The following is an 18,270-nucleotide window of genomic DNA, read 5'->3' as shown; positions in this document are numbered from 1 at the left end:
ACCGCCCGTGCGGCAGCGTCGGCGCGCCGCGGCACGTCCGGCCGGGCCACCCGCTCACGACTGAGCGGTTTGACCCTCAACCCGCTGCTCACGTAACCTTGAGCAGTTGTCTCCAGGGCCTGCCATGGCCGGCCCGAGGCAGGGATGGCAGATCCCGCACCAAGATCCGCACGCAGACCGTCAGGTGATGCGCGCCCGCACGCGAAGTAGAGGATGACCAACGATGGCAGCGCAGAAAGCCACGTACGCGATCGTCAAGACCGGTGGCAAGCAGTACAAGGTCGCCGCCGGTGACATCGTCAAGGTGGAGAAGCTCGACGTCGAGCCCGGTGGCACGGTGTCGCTGCCGGTGGCTCTCGTCGTCGACGGAGCCGATGTGACCACCGACGCGAAGGCGCTGGAGAAGGTCGCGGTCACCGGCGAGGTCCTCGAGCACACCAAGGGTCCCAAGATCCGCATCCACAAGTTCAAGAACAAGACCGGCTATCACAAGCGCCAGGGGCACCGTCAGCAGCTGACGGTCCTCAAGGTCACCGGCATCAAGTAGCGACGGGAGCGACAAGACATGGCACACAAGAAGGGCGCTTCCAGCTCACGCAACGGTCGCGACTCAGCCGCCCAGCGGCTCGGCGTGAAGCGTTTCGGCGGGCAGGTCGTCAAGGCCGGCGAGATCCTGGTCCGTCAGCGCGGCACCCACTTCCACCCCGGCGTCAACGTCGGCCGTGGCGGTGACGACACCCTGTTTGCCACGGCGCCGGGTGCGGTCGAGTTCGGCACCAAGCGTGGCCGCAAGTACGTCAACATCGTGCGGGTGACCCGCACCGACGCCTGACTTCTTTCTCCGACGTCGAGATAGACGTTTTGGCGCCAGACACACTCGTACTGTGGCGCCCAATCGTCGGTTTCGGCACTGAGAGAGGAGGACATCGATGACCCGTTTCGTCGACCGCGTGGTGATTCACGCCCGGGCGGGTAACGGCGGCAACGGCTGCGCATCGGTGCACCGAGAGAAGTTCAAACCCCTCGGCGGCCCCGACGGCGGCAACGGCGGGCGCGGCGGCAGCATCGTGTTCGTCGTCGACCCGCAGGTGCACACCCTCCTCGACTTCCATTTCCACCCCCATGTGGTGGCCCCGTCGGGTAAGCAGGGCGCCGGAAGCAACCGCGACGGCGCGGCGGGCGCCGATCTCGAGGTCAAGGTGCCCGACGGCACCGTGGTGCTCGACGAGCAGGGCCGGCTGCTGGCCGACCTCGTCGGCCCCGGTACCCGCTTCGAGGCGGCCGCGGGCGGTCGCGGAGGGCTCGGCAACGCCGCACTCGCGTCGCGAGCCCGCAAGGCCCCCGGCTTCGCGCTGCTCGGCGAGAAGGGCGAGGTCCGCGACCTCACCCTCGAACTCAAGACCGTCGCCGACGTCGGGCTCGTCGGATTCCCGTCGGCCGGCAAGTCCTCGCTGGTGTCGGCGATCTCGGCGGCCAAGCCCAAGATCGCCGATTACCCGTTCACCACACTCGCTCCGAACCTCGGAGTGGTGTCCGCCGGCGACCACACGTTCACCGTCGCCGACGTCCCCGGACTGATCCCCGGCGCCTCCGAAGGTCGCGGACTGGGACTCGACTTCCTGCGCCACATCGAACGGTGCGCGGTGCTCGTGCACGTGGTCGACTGCGCGACACTGGAACCCGGTCGCGACCCGGTCTCCGACATCGAGGCGCTGGAAGCCGAGATCGCCGCCTACACCCCGACACTGCAGGGTGACACCACGCTCGTGGACCTCGCCGAGCGGCCACGCGCGGTGGTGCTCAACAAGATCGACGTGCCGGACGCGCGCGAGCTCGCCGATTTCGTGTCCGAGGAGATCGCTTCGACGTTCGGGTGGCCGGTCTTCGAGGTGTCCACCGTGGCCCGAGAAGGTCTGCGGCCGTTGACGTTCGCACTGTGGGACATGGTCGCGGCCTATCGTGCGGCGCAACCCGAGGTCGTGCCGCGACGCCCGGTGATTCGGCCCGTGCCGGTCGACGAGACCTCGTTCTCTGTCGCACCGGACGGGCAGGGCGGCTTCGTCGTGCGCGGCACCCGCCCGCAGCGCTGGGTGGCGCAGACCAACTTCGAGAACGACGAAGCCGTCGGATACCTCGGTGACCGGTTGGCGCGCCTGGGTGTCGAGGACGAACTTCTCAAGCTCGGCGCCCGCCCCGGCTGCGCGGTGACCATCGGCGACATGACGTTCGACTGGGAACCGCAGACCCCCGCAGGCGTCGACGTGCACCTGTCCGGTCGCGGCACCGACATCCGACTCGAACAGAACGATCGCGTGTCGGCCGACGAGCGCAAAGCGGCGAGAAAGGCACGTCGGGAGAGTCACCCCGAATGAGCCGCCACCGCGAGGCGGTTCGCACCGCACGATCGGTGGTCGTCAAGATCGGTACCACCGCATTGACCACGCCGACAGGCGAATTCGACAGCAGCAGGCTCTATGAGCTCGTCGACGCGTTCGAAGCGCGGATGAAGGCGGGCTCGGATCTGGTGATCGTGTCCTCGGGTGCGATCGCCGCCGGGATCGAGCCGCTGGGCCTGACGAGGCGGCCCACCGATCTGGCGACCAAGCAGGCCGCGGCGAGCGTCGGTCAAGTGGCCCTGGTCAATTCGTGGAGCACGGCGTTCGCGCGCTACCAGCGCACCGTCGGCCAGGTCCTGCTCACCGCGCACGACATCTCGATGCGGGTGCAGCACACCAACGCTCAGCGCACCCTCGACCGGCTGCGCGCGCTGCATGCCGTCGCGATCGTGAACGAGAACGACACCGTGGCCACCAACGAGATCCGGTTCGGTGACAACGACCGCCTCTCCGCGCTCGTCGCGCACCTCGTGGGCGCCGACGCACTGATCCTGCTCTCCGACGTCAACGGCCTCTACGACAGTGATCCGCGGAAAGCGGACGCGCGATTCATCCCCGAAGTCGCCGGGCCCGACGATCTGGCCGGGGTGACGGCGGGGCGGGGCAGCCACCTCGGTACCGGCGGCATGGAGTCCAAGCTCTCCGCCGCGCTGCTGGCCTCCGATGCCGGGGTACCGGTGCTGCTGGCTGCGGCTGCCGATGCCGCCGCCGCGCTGAAGGATGCGTCGGTGGGCACTGTCTTCGCCCCCCGCGCCGAACGGATGTCGGCGCGCCGCTTCTGGGTGCGTTATGCAGCCGAGTCGGCCGGGGCGCTGACGCTGGATGACGGTGCGGTGGATGCCGTTGTGCGGCGGCGCCGTTCGCTGCTCCCGGCCGGCATCACGGCTGTGGCAGGGCGGTTCTCGGGCGGCGATGTCGTCGAGCTGCGTAGCAGCGACGCGACGATGGTGGCTCGGGGCGTGGTGGCCTACGACGCCGCGGAACTGGCGACCATGCTGGGCCAGTCGACATCTGCTCTGCCCGCCGAGCTGCGGCGCCCCGTCGTGCACGCCGACGACCTGGTCGCGGTCTAGAAGCGGTCCCTGACCCAGTTCTCGAGCCATTGTGCGCGGCGCTCGGCGGCGTCGATGGCGTCGTCGTTGGCGCGCCGCACCGGCACCCCGTGCGCGGACGCCGTCTCGACGACCGCGGCGCGCACGGCGGGATCGGCGAGTAGCAGTGTGGCGAGCACACCGGCCGAGAGCGTGCGGTTGCGCAGTCTGCCGCGGTAGTTGACCTCGGCGGGGACCCTCACGTCGAGCAGGCTCGACAGTGGGCCGCCCACCGCGGCCACGGCCGCGGTCAACACGGCGTCGGATGCCAGACCGAGGAGTTGCTTCCGGAAAGGGAAGCGCGGCACAGGAAGTCGGTTGACCTGTGCCTGGAGCGCGTCGGTCAGCAGATAGCCGACCAGACTGTGGGTTTCGATGTCGACGACGTCGGACCAGTCGACGGAGTCGCCGTCGAACTCGACCTCGTCACCGCTGACGGCCAGCCCGCCGAAATGGTTGAGCATGCGGACCGCTCTCTGCAGCGGGTCGGGCAGACGGCTGAGCGCGGCCACCGCGTCGCCGACGCCGAGGCCCCACCGCTGCGATGCCGGTCCGGATGGCGGCCGCTGCCCGCTCGGCAGCAGCGAGGTCACCACGCTCACACCGGGCTCGCCAAGGCCGGTAGTTCGTCGGCGAGCAGTGCCAGCATCGGTGAGCACCCGTTGTCGATCGTCACGGTCGCCAGGTCGTCGCCGCGGGTACGGCCGCGGTTGACGATCGCGATCGGGATGCCGCGCGCCGCCGCGTGCCGCACGAAGCGGTAGCCGGAGTACACCGTCAGCGACGAACCGGCGACCAACAGCGCCTCGGCGTCGTCGACCATCGCGTACGCCTCGTCCACCCGCGGTTTCGGCACGCTCTCGCCGAAATACACGATGTCGGGTTTGAGCATGCCGCCGCAGCGGGGGCAGTCGACGATCCGGAAGCCCGAGGTGTCGCCCACGATGGCATCGGCGTCCGGCGCGACGGCGATGCTGTCCAGGCTCCCCACCCGCTCCCGGAACCCGGGATTGGCCGCCTCGAGCATGTCGTCCAGCGCGGTGCGGGACATGCCGCCACCGCACTGCAGACACACCACGTGCACGTAGGTGCCATGCAGGTCGATCACGGCACGGCTGCCCGCCTTGGTGTGCAGCAGGTCGACGTTCTGGGTGATCACACCGGAGACGATGCCGGTCCGCTCCAGGGCAGCCAGCGCGCGGTGCCCGGCATTGGGCCTGCGTTCGTCCATGTGCCGCCACCCGACGTGGTTGCGGGCCCAGTAGCGCTGCCGGAATACCGGGTCCGACGTGAACTGCCGGATCGTCATCGGGTTGGCCGGCGGGGAGTCGGGCCCTCGGTAGTCCGGGATACCCGAGTCCGTCGACATGCCGGCGCCGGTCAGGACGGCGATGCGACGGCCGCGCAGCACGGCGACCAGTTCGGGGGACTCCACGACATCGAGGATAGGTGTGGGCGCGATCGGTGCAGCTCAGAGACGGTCAACGGAGACACTGGTCGGCGCCGTCGAGGATCTCGGCACGCATGTTCTGCTCCATCATCTGCAGCGCTGCGTCGCCGAGGTCCGGGTCGATGTGGGCGACGGCGTCACGCGGGACCACGACCGGGAAGTGCCGCACATAGGCGTCCAGCGCGGTGTAGAGGACGCACTGCTCGGTGACCTGACCGGTCAGCACGAGCCGTTCGGGTTTCAGCTGGCTCAGCAGATACGCCAGCGACGTGGCGTAGAACGCGCTGTGGCGCACCTTCGTCATCACCCGAAGGCCCTGCTGCGGAACGATCGGCTTCACCAGATCGGGCCGCTCGCCCTCCAGTGCTTCGCGGACGATGTCGCTGAATTCGGCGCTGAAGTCTCCGTAGTTGTCGTTGACGTAGATCAGCTCCACGTCGTCGCGCTCGTGGGCCTCGGCCACGAGTCCGCTCAGCGGCTCGACGACGGGCTCGACATGCGGGATCAGCTTGTCGGCGTCGGGATGTCGGTACGTGTTCATCATGTCGATGACCAGGATTGCTGTGGTGCTCATGACCTCGCGCGTACCCAGCGATCGGACGGGGACACTTCGGGGACACAATGAACCATGGACTTTTACTCGGCGTATCGGCAGGGGTTCGCCCGCATCGCCGCCTGTACCCATCACACGACGCTGGCCGATCCGGCCGCGAACGCGGAATCGGTGCTGCGGATCGCGCGCGAGTGCCATGACGACAACGTCGGCCTCGCGGTGTTTCCCGAGCTGACGCTGTCGGGGTATTCGATCGACGACATCGTGATGCAGGACGCCCTGCTCGAGGCCGTCGACACCGCCGTCGCTGAGGTCGTGGCGGGCTCGGCATCTCTGTTGCCGGTGCTCGTCGTCGGAGCCCCACTGCGGCACCGCAACCGCATCTACAACACCGCCGTCGTCATCCACCGGGGCGTGATCCTCGGGGTGGTCCCCAAGTCCTATCTGCCGAACTACCGGGAGTTTTACGAGAAGCGTCAGGTCGCCGCGGGCGACGACGAGAGCGGTGACATCCGGGTCGGGGGAGTCACCGTGCCGTTCGGACCCGATCTGCTGTTCGCCGCGGACGATCTCCCGAACTTCGTTCTGCACGTGGAGATCTGCGAAGACATGTTCGTTCCCGTGCCACCCAGCGCCGAGGCTGCGCTGGCGGGTGCGACGGTGCTGGCGAACCTCTCGGGGAGCCCGATCACGATCGGCCGGGCCGAGGATCGCTCCTTGCTCGCGCGCTCCGCGTCGTCGCGGTGCCTGGCCGCCTACGTGTATGCCGCTGCCGGAGAAGGGGAATCGACGACGGATCTGGCATGGGACGGGCAGACCATGATCTGGGAGAACGGGGTGTGTCTGGCGCAGTCCGAGCGTTTCCCCAAGGGGGAGCGGCGTTCTGTGGCCGACGTGGATCTCCAGTTGCTGCGCAATGAACGCACCCGCATGGGCTCGTTCGACGACAACAGGCGCCACCATCTCATCGACGACGACTCCTACCGGCGCATCGAGTTCACACTGAATCCGCCCGACGGCGACATCGGGCTGCGCCGCGAGGTCGAGCGTTTCCCGTTCGTACCCAACGACCCGGCTCGTCTCGAGCAGGACTGCTACGAGGCCTACAACATCCAGGTCTCCGGACTCGAACAGCGGCTGCGGGCGCTGAGGTACCCGAAGGTCGTGTTGGGCCTGTCGGGCGGGCTGGACTCGACCCACGCGCTGATCGTCGCAGCGCGCGCGATGGACCGGGAAGACCGCCCGCGCAGCGACATCCTGGCCTACACCATGCCCGGCTTCGCCACCGGAGAGCGCACCAGGAGCAACGCGACGCGGCTCGCCGAAGCGCTCGGTGTCACGTTCGAGACCCTCGACATCAAGGCCACCGCAGAGTTGATGCTCACAGAGCTCGGCCATCCGTTCTCCCGCGGGGAGAAGGTCTACGACGTCACGTTCGAGAACGTGCAGGCCGGCCTGCGCACCGATTACCTGTTCCGGCTGGCCAACTATCGCGGCGGCATCGTGCTGGGTACCGGCGACCTGTCCGAGCTGGCGCTGGGCTGGTCCACCTACGGCGTGGGTGACCAGATGTCGCACTACAACGTCAACGGCGGGGTGCCCAAGACGTTGATCCAGCATCTGATCCGCTGGGTGATCTCGTCGAAGCAGTTCGACGGCGCGGTCAACGACGTGCTGGCCGACGTGCTGGACACCGAGATCAGCCCCGAGCTGGTGCCCGCGGGTGAGGACGAAGAGATCCAGAGCAGCCAGGGCAAAGTGGGTCCGTATGTGCTGCAGGACTTTTCGCTCTTCCAGGTACTGCGCTACGGCTTCCGGCCCTCGCGGGTGGCATTCCTGGCCTGGCATGCGTGGCGCGACGCCGAGCAGGGGGACTGGCCGGTCGGCATCCCCGAGCACGAGCGTCCGTCGTACACGATCGGCGAGATCCGGCACTGGCTCGAGGTTTTCGCGCAGCGCTACTACTCGTTCAGCCAGTTCAAACGTTCGGCGCTGCCCAACGGGCCGAAAGTCTCGGCCGGCGGTTCGCTGTCACCGCGCGGCGACTGGCGGGCCCCCTCGGACATGTCGGCGCGCACCTGGCTCGACGAGATCGAGCGCTGCGTGCCTGCGGGTTAGTCCTGCACCAGGTCGTCGATCGCCTCGCGGGTCGGAGCGCAGTCACCGGCCCCGGGCACCAGCGTGGCCAGCGCACCCGCGGCGCACGCGCGGCGCAGGGCCACGTCGGCGCCCGCCGGCCACGCCGCGGCCAGCACGCCGGCGAACACGTCACCCGCACCCGTGGTGTCGACCGGCTCGACCGCAGGAGCGGGCACGTCGTCGGTGGCGCCGTCGGTCACGTGCCGTGCGCCGTCGGCGCCGCGCGTGATGACCAGGTGGGGCACCGGGGTGTCGCGCCAGTCGGAGGCCTCCGTCTCGTTGACGACGACGACATCGGCGCGGTCGGCCAGCTGCGTGCGGTGCCCGGGGTCGGCGAGCGCGGGGGAGGCGTTGACCATCACGACCGCGCCGCCGTCGCGTCCCACTCCCGCCGCGGCGATCGCGGTGGCGATCGGGATCTCCAGCGAGATCAGCACGACGTCGCTGTCGGCGATCACGGACCGGACCTCGGCCGATGTCAGGCTCAGGTGTGCGTTGGCGCCCGGCGCCACCACGATGCAGTTCTCGGCGCCGGAGTCGACGAGGATCGCGGCGGACCCGCTCGGGCCCGGAACCTCCATGACGGTCCGCACGTCGACGTCGTTGCGGCTTAGGTGCGCGCGCAGGTCACTGGCCGCCGCGTCGCTGCCGAGGGCGGCGACGAGCCGCACCGTCGCGCCGGCTCGCGCCGCGGCCACAGCCTGGTTTCCGCCCTTGCCGCCGGGGTTCGTCGACAGCGCCGACGCCAGCACGGTCTCGCCCGGCTCGGGAAGTGTCTCGACGGTGAAGGTGAGGTCGGCATTGACACTGCCCACCACGCAGATCCTCGCCACCGCGGCAACGCTACGCTGGGCGGATGAGTCTGCACGCACCGGAACGCAGTGCGGGCACGCCCGGGGCCTCCGACGGCCTGCGTGGGCAGGTGCACGACGCCGCCCGGCGCGCCCGTACCGCGTCGCGCGACCTGGCGACCCTGAGCACCGAGACCAAGAACCGGGCGCTGCACACCGCCGCCGATCACCTTCTCCTGAGCACCCGCGCGATTCTGGAGGCGAACGAATCGGACCTGGCCGCCGCGCGTGACGCCGGCACCCCGGATTCCATGCTCGACCGGCTGGCGCTGACCCCGACCCGGGTGGACGGCATCGCCGACGGACTCCGTCAGGTCGCGGCGCTGCCCGACCCCGTCGGCGAGGTGCTGCGCGGACGCACGCTGCCCAACGGCCTCCAGCTGCGGCAGCAACGCGTCCCGCTCGGCGTCGTCGGCATCGTCTACGAAGGCCGCCCCAACGTCACCGTCGACGCCTTCGGTCTGACGCTGAAATCCGGCAACGCCGTCCTGCTGCGCGGCAGCTCGTCAGCCGCCCGGTCGAACGCCGCCCTGGTCGAGGCCCTGCGCGCCGCCCTGCAGGCCGAGGGACTCGATCCCGACGCGGTGCAGCTGCTGCCCAGCGCGGACCGCGCCAGCGTCACGCACCTGATCCAGGCGCGCGGCCTGGTGGACGTGGTGATCCCGCGCGGTGGGGCCGGGCTGATCGACGCGGTGGTGCGCGACGCGCAGGTGCCCACGATCGAGACCGGTGTCGGCAATTGCCACGTCTACGTGCACGCCTCCGCCGATCTCGACATGGCCGAGTCGATCGTGCTCAACGCCAAGACCCGCAGGCCCAGTGTGTGCAACGCCGCCGAGACCCTGCTGATCGACGCGGCGGTCGCCGATGTCGCGGTGCCACGTCTGACCGACGCGCTGCAGTCCGCCGGCGTCACGGTGCACGCCGACCCGTCAGAGGACGAGCTGCGCGCCGAGTTCCTGTCCATGGACATCGCGCTCGCTGTCGTCGACGGTGTCGACGCCGCGATCGAGCACGTCAACACCTACGGCACGGGCCACACCGAGGCCATCGTGACCACGGATCTGGCTGCGGCGCAACGCTTCACCGAGCGCGTCGACGCCGCCGCGGTGATGGTGAACGCCTCGACCTCGTTCACCGACGGGGAGCAGTTCGGCTTCGGCGCGGAGATCGGCATCTCGACGCAGAAGCTGCACGCCCGGGGACCGATGGGGCTCCCCGAGTTGACCTCGACCAAATGGATCGTCTGGGGCGACGGTCAGACCCGTCCGGCCTGAGCAAGGAGAACCACTGTGAGTGTCCCCGCGCGCCCAGCGCCGCTGTTCGCCGACATCGACGACGTCGCACGCCGACTGGCCGAGACCGGGTACCTGCCGGATACGGCGACCGCGACCGCGGTGTTCCTCGCCGACCGGCTGGAGAAGCCGCTGCTGGTCGAAGGGCCCGCAGGCGTCGGCAAGACCGAACTGGCCCGGGCCATCGCCCAGGCCACCGGCTCGGGCTTGGTGCGGTTGCAGTGCTACGAGGGCGTCGACGAGGCGCGCGCCCTCTATGAGTGGAACCACGCCAAGCAGATCCTGCGCATCCAGACCGGCAGCCAGGGTGGTGCGGGCGACTGGGACCAGACCAAGACCGACGTGTTCTCCGAGGAGTTCCTGCTGTCGCGGCCGCTGCTGACCGCCATCCGGCGCACCGAGCCGACCGTGCTGCTGATCGACGAGACGGACAAGGCCGACATCGAGATCGAAGGTCTGCTGCTCGAGGTGCTCAGTGATTTCGCGGTCACCGTGCCCGAACTCGGCACGATCGTCGCCGAACGCAAACCGCTGGTGGTGCTGACCTCCAACGCGACGCGCGAGCTGTCCGAAGCGCTCAAGCGCCGCTGCCTGTTTCTGCACATCGACTTCCCCGATCCCGACCTGGAGCGCCGCATCCTGCTCTCGCGGGTGCCCGAACTGCCCGAGCGCTTGGCGGAGGAACTGGTCCGCATCGTCGGCGTGCTGCGCGCGATGGCGCTCAAGAAGGTGCCGTCGGTGGCCGAGACCATCGACTGGGCGCGCACCGTGCTGGCACTGGGCCTGGACACCATCGACGACGAGGTGATCGCCGCGACGCTGGGCGTGGTCCTCAAACACCAGTCCGATCAGGTCAAGGCCGCCGGGGAGCTGAGGCTCAACTGATGGCCCCGCGTCGCACACGCCCGCCGCAACCCCTGGCCCCGCACGGGATTCCGGGTCATCTGGTCGAGTTCGTCGAGGCGCTGCGCTCTGCGGGTATTGCGGTGGGGCCGTCGGAAACCGTGGATGCGGGACGGGTGATGACGGTGCTCGGCATGGCCGATCGGCTCGCGCTGCGAGAGGGCATCGCGTGCGCGGTGTTGCGCCGCCCCGATCACCGCGACACCTACGACGCGCTGTTCGACCTCTACTTCCCGCCGGCGCTGGGATCGCGCACGGTGCTGGCCGACGAGTCGACCGACAGCCAGAGCGTGCCGCCCGACGACGCCGAGGCGATGCGGCAGACGCTGCTCGACCTGCTGTCCGAGCAGCAGGACGCCGGCGACCTCGACGACAGGCTCGCGGCGATGATCGCTCAGATCGTCGAAGCCTACGGCCGGTACAACTCCAGCCGGGGACCGTCGTACTCGTCGTATCAGGCGCTCAAGGCGATGAGCCTGGACAGCCTGGAGGGCCGGTTGCTCGCCGGTCTGCTGGCGCCTTACGGCGAGGAACCGACCCCCACCCAGCAGCAGATCGCCAAAGCGCTTGCTGCGCAACGGATCGCGCAGCTGCGGAAGATGGTCGAGGCGGAGACCAAGCGGCGCACCGCCGAGCAGCTCGGGCGTGAGCACGTACAGACCTACGGTGTGCCGCAGCTGGCCGAGAACGTCGAATTCCTGCGCGCCTCAGGCGAACAGCTGCGTCAGATGCGCCGCGTGGTCGCACCGCTGGCGCGCACGCTCGCCAGCCGGCTCGCTGCCCGGCGGCGCCGTTCGCGTGCCGGCGAGATCGACCTTCGCAAGACGCTGCGCAAATCGATGTCCACCGGCGGCGTGCCGATCGACGTGGTGCTCAAGAAGCCGCACCCGGCCCGGCCCGAGCTCGTGGTGCTGTGCGATGTCTCCGGTTCCGTCGCGGGGTTCAGCCATTTCACGCTGCTGCTCGTTCATGCTCTGCGCCAGCAGTTCTCGCGGGTTCGGGTGTTCGCGTTCATCGACACCACTGACGAGGTGACCGAACTGTTCGGTCCCGATGCCGATCTGGCGGTGGCGGTGCAGCGCATCACCCGGGAAGCGGGTGTGTACACCCGCGACGGGCACTCCGACTACGGCCACGCGTTCGTGTCGTTCATGGACAAGTATCCGACGGTGCTCTCGCCCCGCAGTTCGCTGCTGGTGCTCGGCGACGCCCGCAACAACTACCGCAATCCCGAGGCCGATCTGCTGGCCCACATGGTGAATGCGAGCCGCCACGCGCACTGGCTCAACCCCGAGCCGAAGCATCTGTGGGGCAGCGGCGACTCCGCAGTGCCGCGGTACACCGACGTCATCGCGATGCACGAGTGCCGATCGGCCAAGCAGCTGGCCTCGGTGATCGACTCCCTCCTGCCGGTCTAGCGCCGCGAGTGTGCGGATGAAATCGCACACTCGCGACCGGGGTCAGGCGAAGGAGACCGTGACCTCGCCGCCCTTGGGGTCCGCCCCCGCGACCAGCGACCACGGCGCCCGGTACACCCGCCCCGGCGCTGCCGGCCACAGCGTGCGGGCGGTGCCGACGACGCGCCCGTCCTGGATCGCGCGCAGCGCGGGCAGCCGACGGTATTCGTCGGTCCACAGCAGCATGTCGCCCCGCGGTGCGTTCCCACCGACCGTCGACACCCGTTGCGGTGCAACCCAGGTCAGCGGGGCCTCGGCCCGGATGCGGGCCGCGCTGTGTACGGGTTCGGCCGTGCCGCCGGTGCGTAACCACTGCCGCACCGGCGCGGCGACGTGGCGGCCGTCGAGCGCGGCGCCGTCGGCCGTGTCGACGGGGTGCAACAGGTTTCCGACCGCGAAGACGCCGGGCCGGCTGGTCCGCAACGCGGCGTCGACGGAAGGGCCGCGGGTGCCCGGATCCATCTCGAGGCCGCCGGTGCGGGCCAACTCGTGGTCCGGAATCCAGTCACCGGTGAACACGACGGTGTCGCAGGCGATGTCGTGGCGCACGCCGCTGCGTTCGACGGTGACCGACGAGACCCTGCCTTTACCGTTGACGGCGACGAGCCTGCTGTTCGTCAGCACCGGGCCGGACATCAGCGCGCGGCCTGGAACGCGGAACGCGGCGTACGCCTCTGCGTGCGGATACCGGCTGACCATGGCCACCGTCGAGCATCCGGCTTCCCGCAGTGTCAGCACCGCCGACCAGCTGACCAGTTCGGCGCCGACGATGACGGCGCGGGTTCCGACCTGGCCGTGATGCAGGTGCACGAGGTTCTGCAGCTGACCCGTGGTGTACACGCCGTCGGGCCGGTCACCGGCGATGAGCCGCGCTGGGCGGGGTCGTTCCCGGGCACCCGTCGCGAGGATCACTGCGTCCGCGGTGACGGTCCGTACGCCGCGCGGCGAGGTGATCTGAAGGGTGCGCTCGCCGGCCCAGCCCGTCACCATCGCTTCGGTTTCCAGGGTCGCACCCGCCTCGGCGGCCATCGCGGTCAGCCGTCGCGCGTAGGCAGGCCCGGAGACGAACCGGTGCAGATCCCGCATTCCGTAGCCGAGATGATCGCTGTGGCGGGGGATTCCGCCGGTCTGGCTCTCCCGTTCGAGCACCAGCACCTCACCGTCCACGCTGGGTGCCAGCGCGGCGGCGGCAGTGAGCCCGGAGGGGCCGCCGCCGATGATCGCAACCGTGCTCATCGCGCCGTCCCCTGAGCCAGTAGTTCCGCGGTGTGTGCGCCGCAGTAGAAGCCCTGGCATCGCCCGTTCATCACCCGGGTGCGGCGCCGCAGACCGTCGAGATCTGCTGGCGGAATGGGGGATTCGAAGGCGTCCCGGATCTCGCCGACGCTCACGCGTTCGCAGAAGCAGACCAGCCGGCCGTAGTCGGGGTCGGTGGCGATGCGTTGGGAGTCCTGATACGGCCGCACACCGATCTCGCCGATGTTCGGCATCCGCGGTGGCGGCGGCAACTCGTCCCGCTCGGAAACGTCGACGCCGGCCTCGGCGAGCAGACCCGACACGTACTCGGCCACCGCCATTCCCGACGTCAGTCCGGTGGACCGGATTCCGCCCACCAGGACGTAGCGCGCGGCGGCGTCGAGATCGATCACGTAGTCGTCGTGATTACTGGCCGCCCGCAGCCCGGCATACGTCGCGGTGACCTCCTCGTCGAACAGGGCGGGCATCAGCGCGCGACCCTTGCTCGTGAGGAAGTCCAGGCCCTTCTCGGAGGTGCCGGTCGCGGTGCGGTCGGTCAGGTTCTCCGACGTCGGGCCGACCATCACGTTGCCGTAGATGGTCGGGCTGACCAGCACGCCCTTGCCCCGCGAGGACGGGACGGCGAGCACGATCATCGGCACCATGGGCCGCGCCAGCTTGTCGAACACCAACAACTCACCGCGCCGCGGTGTCACGGTGATACGTCGGTGACCGAACTCGGCGTCGAGGTGATCGGCGCCCAGCCCGGCGGCGTTGATCACCCAGCGGGCGCGCATTTCGCCGCGCGTGGTCTGCAGGGTGGTGAACTCGGCGCCGGGTACCGCCGCAGTCACCCGGGCGCCGCGCACCAGCGTCGCGCCGCGCGCCACCGCATCGGTGGCCAGGGCGAGGTTGGTGGTCCACGTGCAGATGATGGATTCGCCGGGCACGCTCAGTCCGGCCATCGCGCCCGGCCCGAGAGCGGGCACTCGGCGGTAGACCTCGTCGGCGCTCAGGAGGCCGCAGTCGCGGTAGCCGTTTGCCTCGGCCTTGACCATCAGGCCGGGAAGCGCGTCGACTTCCTCCTGCGTCCAGGCGACCAGCATGGCTCCGGTGCGCTCGACCGGGATTCCGGTCCGCTCCGCGTAGTCGCCGAGGAGGTCGTAGCCACGGGCGACGAGCCGGGACTCCACAGTCCCCGGGGTGGCGTCGAACCCGGTGTGCAGCAACGCGGTGTTGGCCTTACTGGTGCCGTCGCCGACGTCGTCGCGGGCCTCGACGAGCGCGACGGACAGCGAGGTGCCGGCGAGCGCACGGGCGATCGCGGCGCCGACGATGCCGGCGCCGACGACGGCAACGTCGGTGACGAATTCGGCACTCATTACAGAAGTCATTCGTTGGTCTCCTCGACGGCGCGCCGCCAGCGGGCCAGGAAGTCGGCGGCGCGCTCGGCCGGCCAGCGCGGTTCATACGTGCGTTGCGGTGTCCAGGCGCCAACGGCGTCACCGACGGCGAGACCGGGTTGGATGGCGAGACGGGCACATGCAGCAGCGCCGAGCGCGGTGGCGTGCGCCGACGGATACACCTCGACCGGGAGCTGGGCCAGATCGGCCTGTGCCTGCATCAGCACCTCGGACCGGGTGAGACCTCCGTCGACCCGCAGTCGTGTCAGCGGACGCCCGAGGTCGGCGGACACGAGTTCGGTCAGCGCGGTCACCTGTGCGGCTACCCCCTCCATCAGCGCCCGAACCAGATGCCCGCGGGTACTGGACAGGGTCATCCCGGTGAAGCTGGCGGTGGCCGCGGCGTTCCACCACGGTGCCGCGAGCCCGGCCAGCGCCGGCACGCAGATCACACCGTCGCTCGAGTCCGCGGCCACCGCGTCGAGCTGGTCGGCTGCGGGCACCAGACCGAGATCGACGGCCCACCGCACCGCTGACGCCGCGGTGTAGACCTGGCCGTCGACGCAGAACGCGGTCTCGTCGCGCAGCCGCCACGCCACCGACGTCGTCAACCCCCACTGCGATCGCACCGGGTCGGTGCCGAGCTGCGCCAGCAGGAACGCGCCGGTGCCGTACGTGCATTTCGCCGATCCGGGTTCCAGGCAGCGCTCGGCGAGCAGCGCGGCCTGCTGGTCGACGATCAGCCCGCCGACCGGCAGCGTCGGCCCGAACACGTCGGTGTGCCCGACGATCTGATCGCAGGACACGATCTCGGGCATCGGCTCATCGGTGAGCCCGAACAGCGCGACGAGCTCCGGGTCCCATCCCGGGTCCTGACCCGCCTGGTCCAGCGATGTCAGCAGCGAGCGGCTCGCCGTCGCGGCGTCGGTGACGAACGCGCCGCAGAGCCGGTGCACCAGCCAGGTGTCGGTGGTGGTGACGACGCCGTCGCGGGTCAGTTCGGCGCGCAGCCAGGCCATCTTGGGTGCCGAGAAGTAGGGGTCGAGAACGAGGCCGGTGCGCATCGCGATGCGCGCTCCGTGTTCGACCAGCGATCCACACAGCGCCTCGGCGCGCCGGTCCTGCCACACGATCGCCGGGGTCAGCGGAGCGCCGGTGGTGCGGTCCCACGCGAGCACGGTCTCGCCCTGGTTGGCCAGCGCCACCGCCGTCACGGGGACGCCGGCGTCGGCGAGCGCACGGCGCCCGGCGGTGACGACGCTCGCGAACAGCGCCTCGGGGTCCTGTTCGACGCCGCCGCCGGGCAGGTAGTCGGGCCGCAGCGGGACCTCGGCCGTCGCGCGAACCGCGCCGCGGTCGTCGGCGACGACGGCCTTGGTGCCTGAGGTGCCCTGGTCGATCGCCAGGATCGCTGCGCTCACTCCCGCAGCTCGGCGTCGATGGATGTCATGTCGGGCATCGTGAGTCCCGCGCGGCCGTGTCGGACCAGCAGGTAGATCAGGTAGGCCGCGCCGATGGCAACCATGACCAGCACGTAGGCCCACGCCTGCGCGAACGCGGCATCGCGGAACAGCGCCAGCTCGAAGGCCAGCCAGACGACTGCCACCACCAGGATCGGAATCTCCCACTTGCCGAGGTCGAACTTGCCGTTCACGGGGAGCGACGAGCGTTTGACCAAGTACAGCACCACCGTCGAGGCGTACATCACAGCAGGCAGGAGTGTCGCGGCGCTGAAGAGGGTGAACAGCGCGGTCTCGGAATGGGCGAAGATCGCCAGGATCAGCTGCGCGAGCGCGAAGTACAGCAGGGTGGCCTTGAACGGGGTGTGTGGAAGCGGGGCGAGATCTGGTTCCACTGCTGCCAGCCGGGGGAAGCGACGGTCGCGGGACATCGCCCAGGTGAGCCGGACTCCGGTGATCATGATGACCAGCCCGCACGCGAAGATCGCGAGCACGACCATGAGCAGCAGAAGCGTCGCCACCACCGAGCCGAGCGTGTTCTTGATGACGTCGGCGATCGGGGTGCCCGATTCGGCCAGTGCGACGGGGTCGCCGGCGGCGAGCGTGACGGCGATGAGGAACACGAAGCCGAGCACGCCGGAGGCCAGCACCGCGTTGCACATGGGCCCGCGGCACCACGCGCTCGGGATCGTGGGTTTCCTCGGCGAGGTTCGCGGCTGATTCGAAGCCCACGATCGTGAACGCGCCCAGCAGGAAGCCGAGCATCCACGGCCCGGCCGATGTCCAGTCTCCGAAGCTCCAGAAGCCCTCGGACGCCACCGCGCCCTTGCTGACGAGGTTCGCGACGTCGATGTCGCCGCGCACTGCGGCGACGACGAGCAGCAACACCGTCAACAGCGCCATCCCGACGAGCTCCAGCGTCACCAGGCTGTTGTTCACCCGCTCGGCCCACGGGGTGGACAGCGCCACCAGCAGGACCTGCAGGACGAGCACCCCTGCGGTCATGACCCACGCGATCGTCGCGGTGCCTTCGTAGTTGAGCAGCACCGGCAGGATCGTCGAGGCGATCGTGTAGTCGACGGCGACCACGACGATCGCGAGGAACGTGAACGAGATCCAGCCGATGATCCAGCCCAGGATGGGGTTCGCCAGCCGCGACATCCACTGGTAGTGGTAGCCGGTGACCGGGATGCGGGAGGCGAGCGCCCCGAGTACGAACGCCACGGCCAGCTGTCCGACGACCGCGATCGGCCAGGTCCAGATGCCCACCGGGCCGGAGCTGTTCAGCACCGCGCCGTAGGTGGTGAAGATGCCGGTGGCGATCGAGACGAACGCGAAGGCGACGGCGAACGAGGCGAATCTGCCGGTGCGCCGCTCCAGGGATTGGGTGTAGCCGAACTGGGCGAGGTCCGCCGAGTCGCGGGAGTCGGGACGGGTCACGGAAGCCTCCGGGCTGTCGGGGGGTTGCGCTTGGTATAGACCATGTGGTTGAACCAAAGTATCGGTAAAGATGTGACGCCCGTCAATCCGGGAGTCGAATTTTTACCCAGCCGTCACACGCATCGAAGCCCAGCTCGCGGGGCTAATCTGGCGGGATGGCTTCGGGCACGCCGCTGTACATGTCGATCGCCGCGGACGTCCGCGACCGAATCGCCACCGAGCAGTTGGGGCCGCATACCCTGCTGCCGTCCGAGCGTGAACTGGCCGAACAGCACGGCGTCAGCCGAATGACCGCCCGCCAGGCGCTGTCCCTGTTGGAAAGTGAAGGGTCGGTGTACCGGAAGCCGCCGCGGGGCACCTTCGTCGCTGAACCCGCGCGTCCGGTTCCACGTCGGCAGCTTCTCCGAGGAGGTGGCGCGCATGGGCCGGCGGCCGGCCGCCAAGCTGTTGTGGGCCGAACACCAGCCCGCCAAACCTGCCGTGCGGCGTGCCCTGGACCTCGCCGACGGAGCCGCGGTGCACGTGTTCTACCGGCTGCGCAGCGTCGATGACGTGCCGTTCGCTCTCGAGACCACGTATCTTCCGGCCGACCTCAC

General features: G+C 69.6%; 16 protein-coding genes and 2 pseudogenes. 9 read left to right on the top strand and 9 right to left on the bottom strand.

Features of this window, described 5'->3' with window-relative positions; genetic code table 11:
* Window positions 1-223 precede the first annotated feature (223 nt).
* The 4 genes from rplU to proB all read left to right on the top strand — a co-directional run bounded on the left by rplU (window position 224) and on the right by proB (window position 3,469).
* Window positions 224-547, top strand: a complete 324-nt coding sequence (rplU, locus tag PGN37_RS26445) for a 50S ribosomal protein L21 (protein ID WP_046366659.1) — start codon at window positions 224-226, stop codon at window positions 545-547.
* A gap of 18 nt (window positions 548-565) precedes the next feature.
* Window positions 566-832, top strand: a complete 267-nt coding sequence (rpmA, locus tag PGN37_RS26440) for a 50S ribosomal protein L27 (protein WP_043410731.1) — start codon at window positions 566-568, stop codon at window positions 830-832.
* Window positions 833-929: 97 nt separating this feature from the next.
* The gene (obgE, locus tag PGN37_RS26435; protein ID WP_335333917.1) at window positions 930-2,372 is read left to right on the top strand and encodes a GTPase ObgE; all 1,443 of its coding nucleotides are present in this window, start codon (window positions 930-932) and stop codon (window positions 2,370-2,372) included.
* Window positions 2,369-3,469: a glutamate 5-kinase gene (gene proB / locus PGN37_RS26430; protein ID WP_335333916.1), complete on the top strand. Its 1,101-nt coding sequence runs from the start codon at window positions 2,369-2,371 to the stop codon at window positions 3,467-3,469. The genes obgE and proB overlap by 4 nt, the downstream gene beginning before the upstream one ends.
* Here proB and PGN37_RS26425 read toward each other — a convergent pair.
* The 3 genes from PGN37_RS26425 to PGN37_RS26415 are packed head-to-tail and all read right to left on the bottom strand — an operon-like array spanning window position 3,466 to window position 5,511.
* Window positions 3,466-4,089, bottom strand: a complete 624-nt coding sequence (locus PGN37_RS26425) for a hypothetical protein (RefSeq protein WP_442933028.1) — start codon at window positions 4,087-4,089, stop codon at window positions 3,466-3,468. The genes proB and PGN37_RS26425 overlap by 4 nt on opposite strands.
* Window positions 4,086-4,922, bottom strand: a complete 837-nt coding sequence (locus PGN37_RS26420; RefSeq protein ID WP_335333915.1) for an NAD-dependent protein deacetylase — start codon at window positions 4,920-4,922, stop codon at window positions 4,086-4,088. Before PGN37_RS26420 ends, PGN37_RS26425 begins: the two co-directional genes overlap by 4 nt.
* Window positions 4,923-4,968: 46 nt before the next feature.
* A complete protein-coding gene (locus PGN37_RS26415) occupies window positions 4,969-5,511 on the bottom strand; it encodes a cysteine hydrolase family protein (protein WP_335333914.1) in 543 nt (180 codons plus the stop codon).
* A gap of 54 nt (window positions 5,512-5,565) precedes the next feature.
* Here PGN37_RS26415 and PGN37_RS26410 point away from each other — a divergent pair, with 54 nt between their 5' ends.
* Window positions 5,566-7,608 (top strand): NAD(+) synthase, encoded by a 2,043-nt coding sequence (locus PGN37_RS26410; RefSeq protein ID WP_335333913.1) that lies wholly within the window; start codon window positions 5,566-5,568, stop codon window positions 7,606-7,608.
* Here the strand turns inward: PGN37_RS26410 and PGN37_RS26405 are convergent.
* Window positions 7,605-8,444: a PfkB family carbohydrate kinase gene (locus PGN37_RS26405; RefSeq protein WP_335333912.1), complete on the bottom strand. Its 840-nt coding sequence runs from the start codon at window positions 8,442-8,444 to the stop codon at window positions 7,605-7,607. The genes PGN37_RS26410 and PGN37_RS26405 overlap by 4 nt on opposite strands.
* Window positions 8,445-8,485: 41 nt before the next feature.
* Here PGN37_RS26405 and PGN37_RS26400 point away from each other — a divergent pair, with 41 nt between their 5' ends.
* From PGN37_RS26400 to PGN37_RS26390, 3 genes are read left to right on the top strand one after another with little or no spacing between them, the layout of a single operon-like run.
* Window positions 8,486-9,757, top strand: coding sequence for a glutamate-5-semialdehyde dehydrogenase (locus PGN37_RS26400; RefSeq protein ID WP_335333911.1), 1,272 nt, complete (start codon window positions 8,486-8,488; stop codon window positions 9,755-9,757).
* A gap of 15 nt (window positions 9,758-9,772) precedes the next feature.
* On the top strand, window positions 9,773-10,660 hold the full coding sequence (locus tag PGN37_RS26395; RefSeq protein ID WP_335333910.1) for an AAA family ATPase: 888 nt from the start codon (window positions 9,773-9,775) through the stop codon (window positions 10,658-10,660).
* Complete coding sequence (locus tag PGN37_RS26390) at window positions 10,660-12,096, top strand: vWA domain-containing protein (RefSeq protein WP_335333909.1); 1,437 nt, start codon at window positions 10,660-10,662, stop codon at window positions 12,094-12,096. Before PGN37_RS26395 ends, PGN37_RS26390 begins: the two co-directional genes overlap by 1 nt.
* Window positions 12,097-12,138: 42 nt before the next feature.
* Here the strand turns inward: PGN37_RS26390 and PGN37_RS26385 are convergent, their stop codons facing one another.
* The 5 genes and pseudogenes from PGN37_RS26385 to PGN37_RS26365 form a co-directional block, all read right to left on the bottom strand.
* Window positions 12,139-13,371: an NAD(P)/FAD-dependent oxidoreductase gene (locus tag PGN37_RS26385; protein WP_335333908.1), complete on the bottom strand. Its 1,233-nt coding sequence runs from the start codon at window positions 13,369-13,371 to the stop codon at window positions 12,139-12,141.
* Entirely contained in the window at window positions 13,368-14,753 is a 1,386-nt protein-coding gene (locus tag PGN37_RS26380) for an NAD(P)/FAD-dependent oxidoreductase (RefSeq protein WP_335333920.1), read from the bottom strand. Before PGN37_RS26380 ends, PGN37_RS26385 begins: the two co-directional genes overlap by 4 nt.
* An 8-nt stretch (window positions 14,754-14,761) precedes the next feature.
* Window positions 14,762-16,195 carry an FGGY family carbohydrate kinase gene (locus PGN37_RS26375; protein WP_335333919.1) on the bottom strand — a complete coding sequence of 478 codons (1,434 nt, stop codon included), beginning with the start codon at window positions 16,193-16,195 and terminating at the stop codon, window positions 14,762-14,764.
* The gene (locus tag PGN37_RS26370; RefSeq protein WP_335333918.1) at window positions 16,192-16,896 is read right to left on the bottom strand and encodes an amino acid permease; all 705 of its coding nucleotides are present in this window, start codon (window positions 16,894-16,896) and stop codon (window positions 16,192-16,194) included. The genes PGN37_RS26375 and PGN37_RS26370 overlap by 4 nt, the downstream gene beginning before the upstream one ends.
* A gap of 58 nt (window positions 16,897-16,954) precedes the next feature.
* A pseudogene (locus tag PGN37_RS26365) lies at window positions 16,955-17,674 on the bottom strand (amino acid permease); the annotation flags it as partial.
* Between the two features lie 155 nt (window positions 17,675-17,829).
* Here PGN37_RS26365 and PGN37_RS26360 point away from each other — a divergent pair.
* Window positions 17,830-18,270, top strand: a pseudogene (locus PGN37_RS26360) (GntR family transcriptional regulator); the annotation flags it as partial.

Origin of the sequence: Mycobacterium kyogaense (assembly GCF_036946525.1) — a bacterium.
GTDB lineage: Bacteria > Actinomycetota > Actinomycetes > Mycobacteriales > Mycobacteriaceae > Mycobacterium > Mycobacterium kyogaense_A.
The sequence above is the reverse complement of the archived record's forward strand: the minus strand, read 5'-3'. Positions and strand labels throughout refer to the sequence as shown.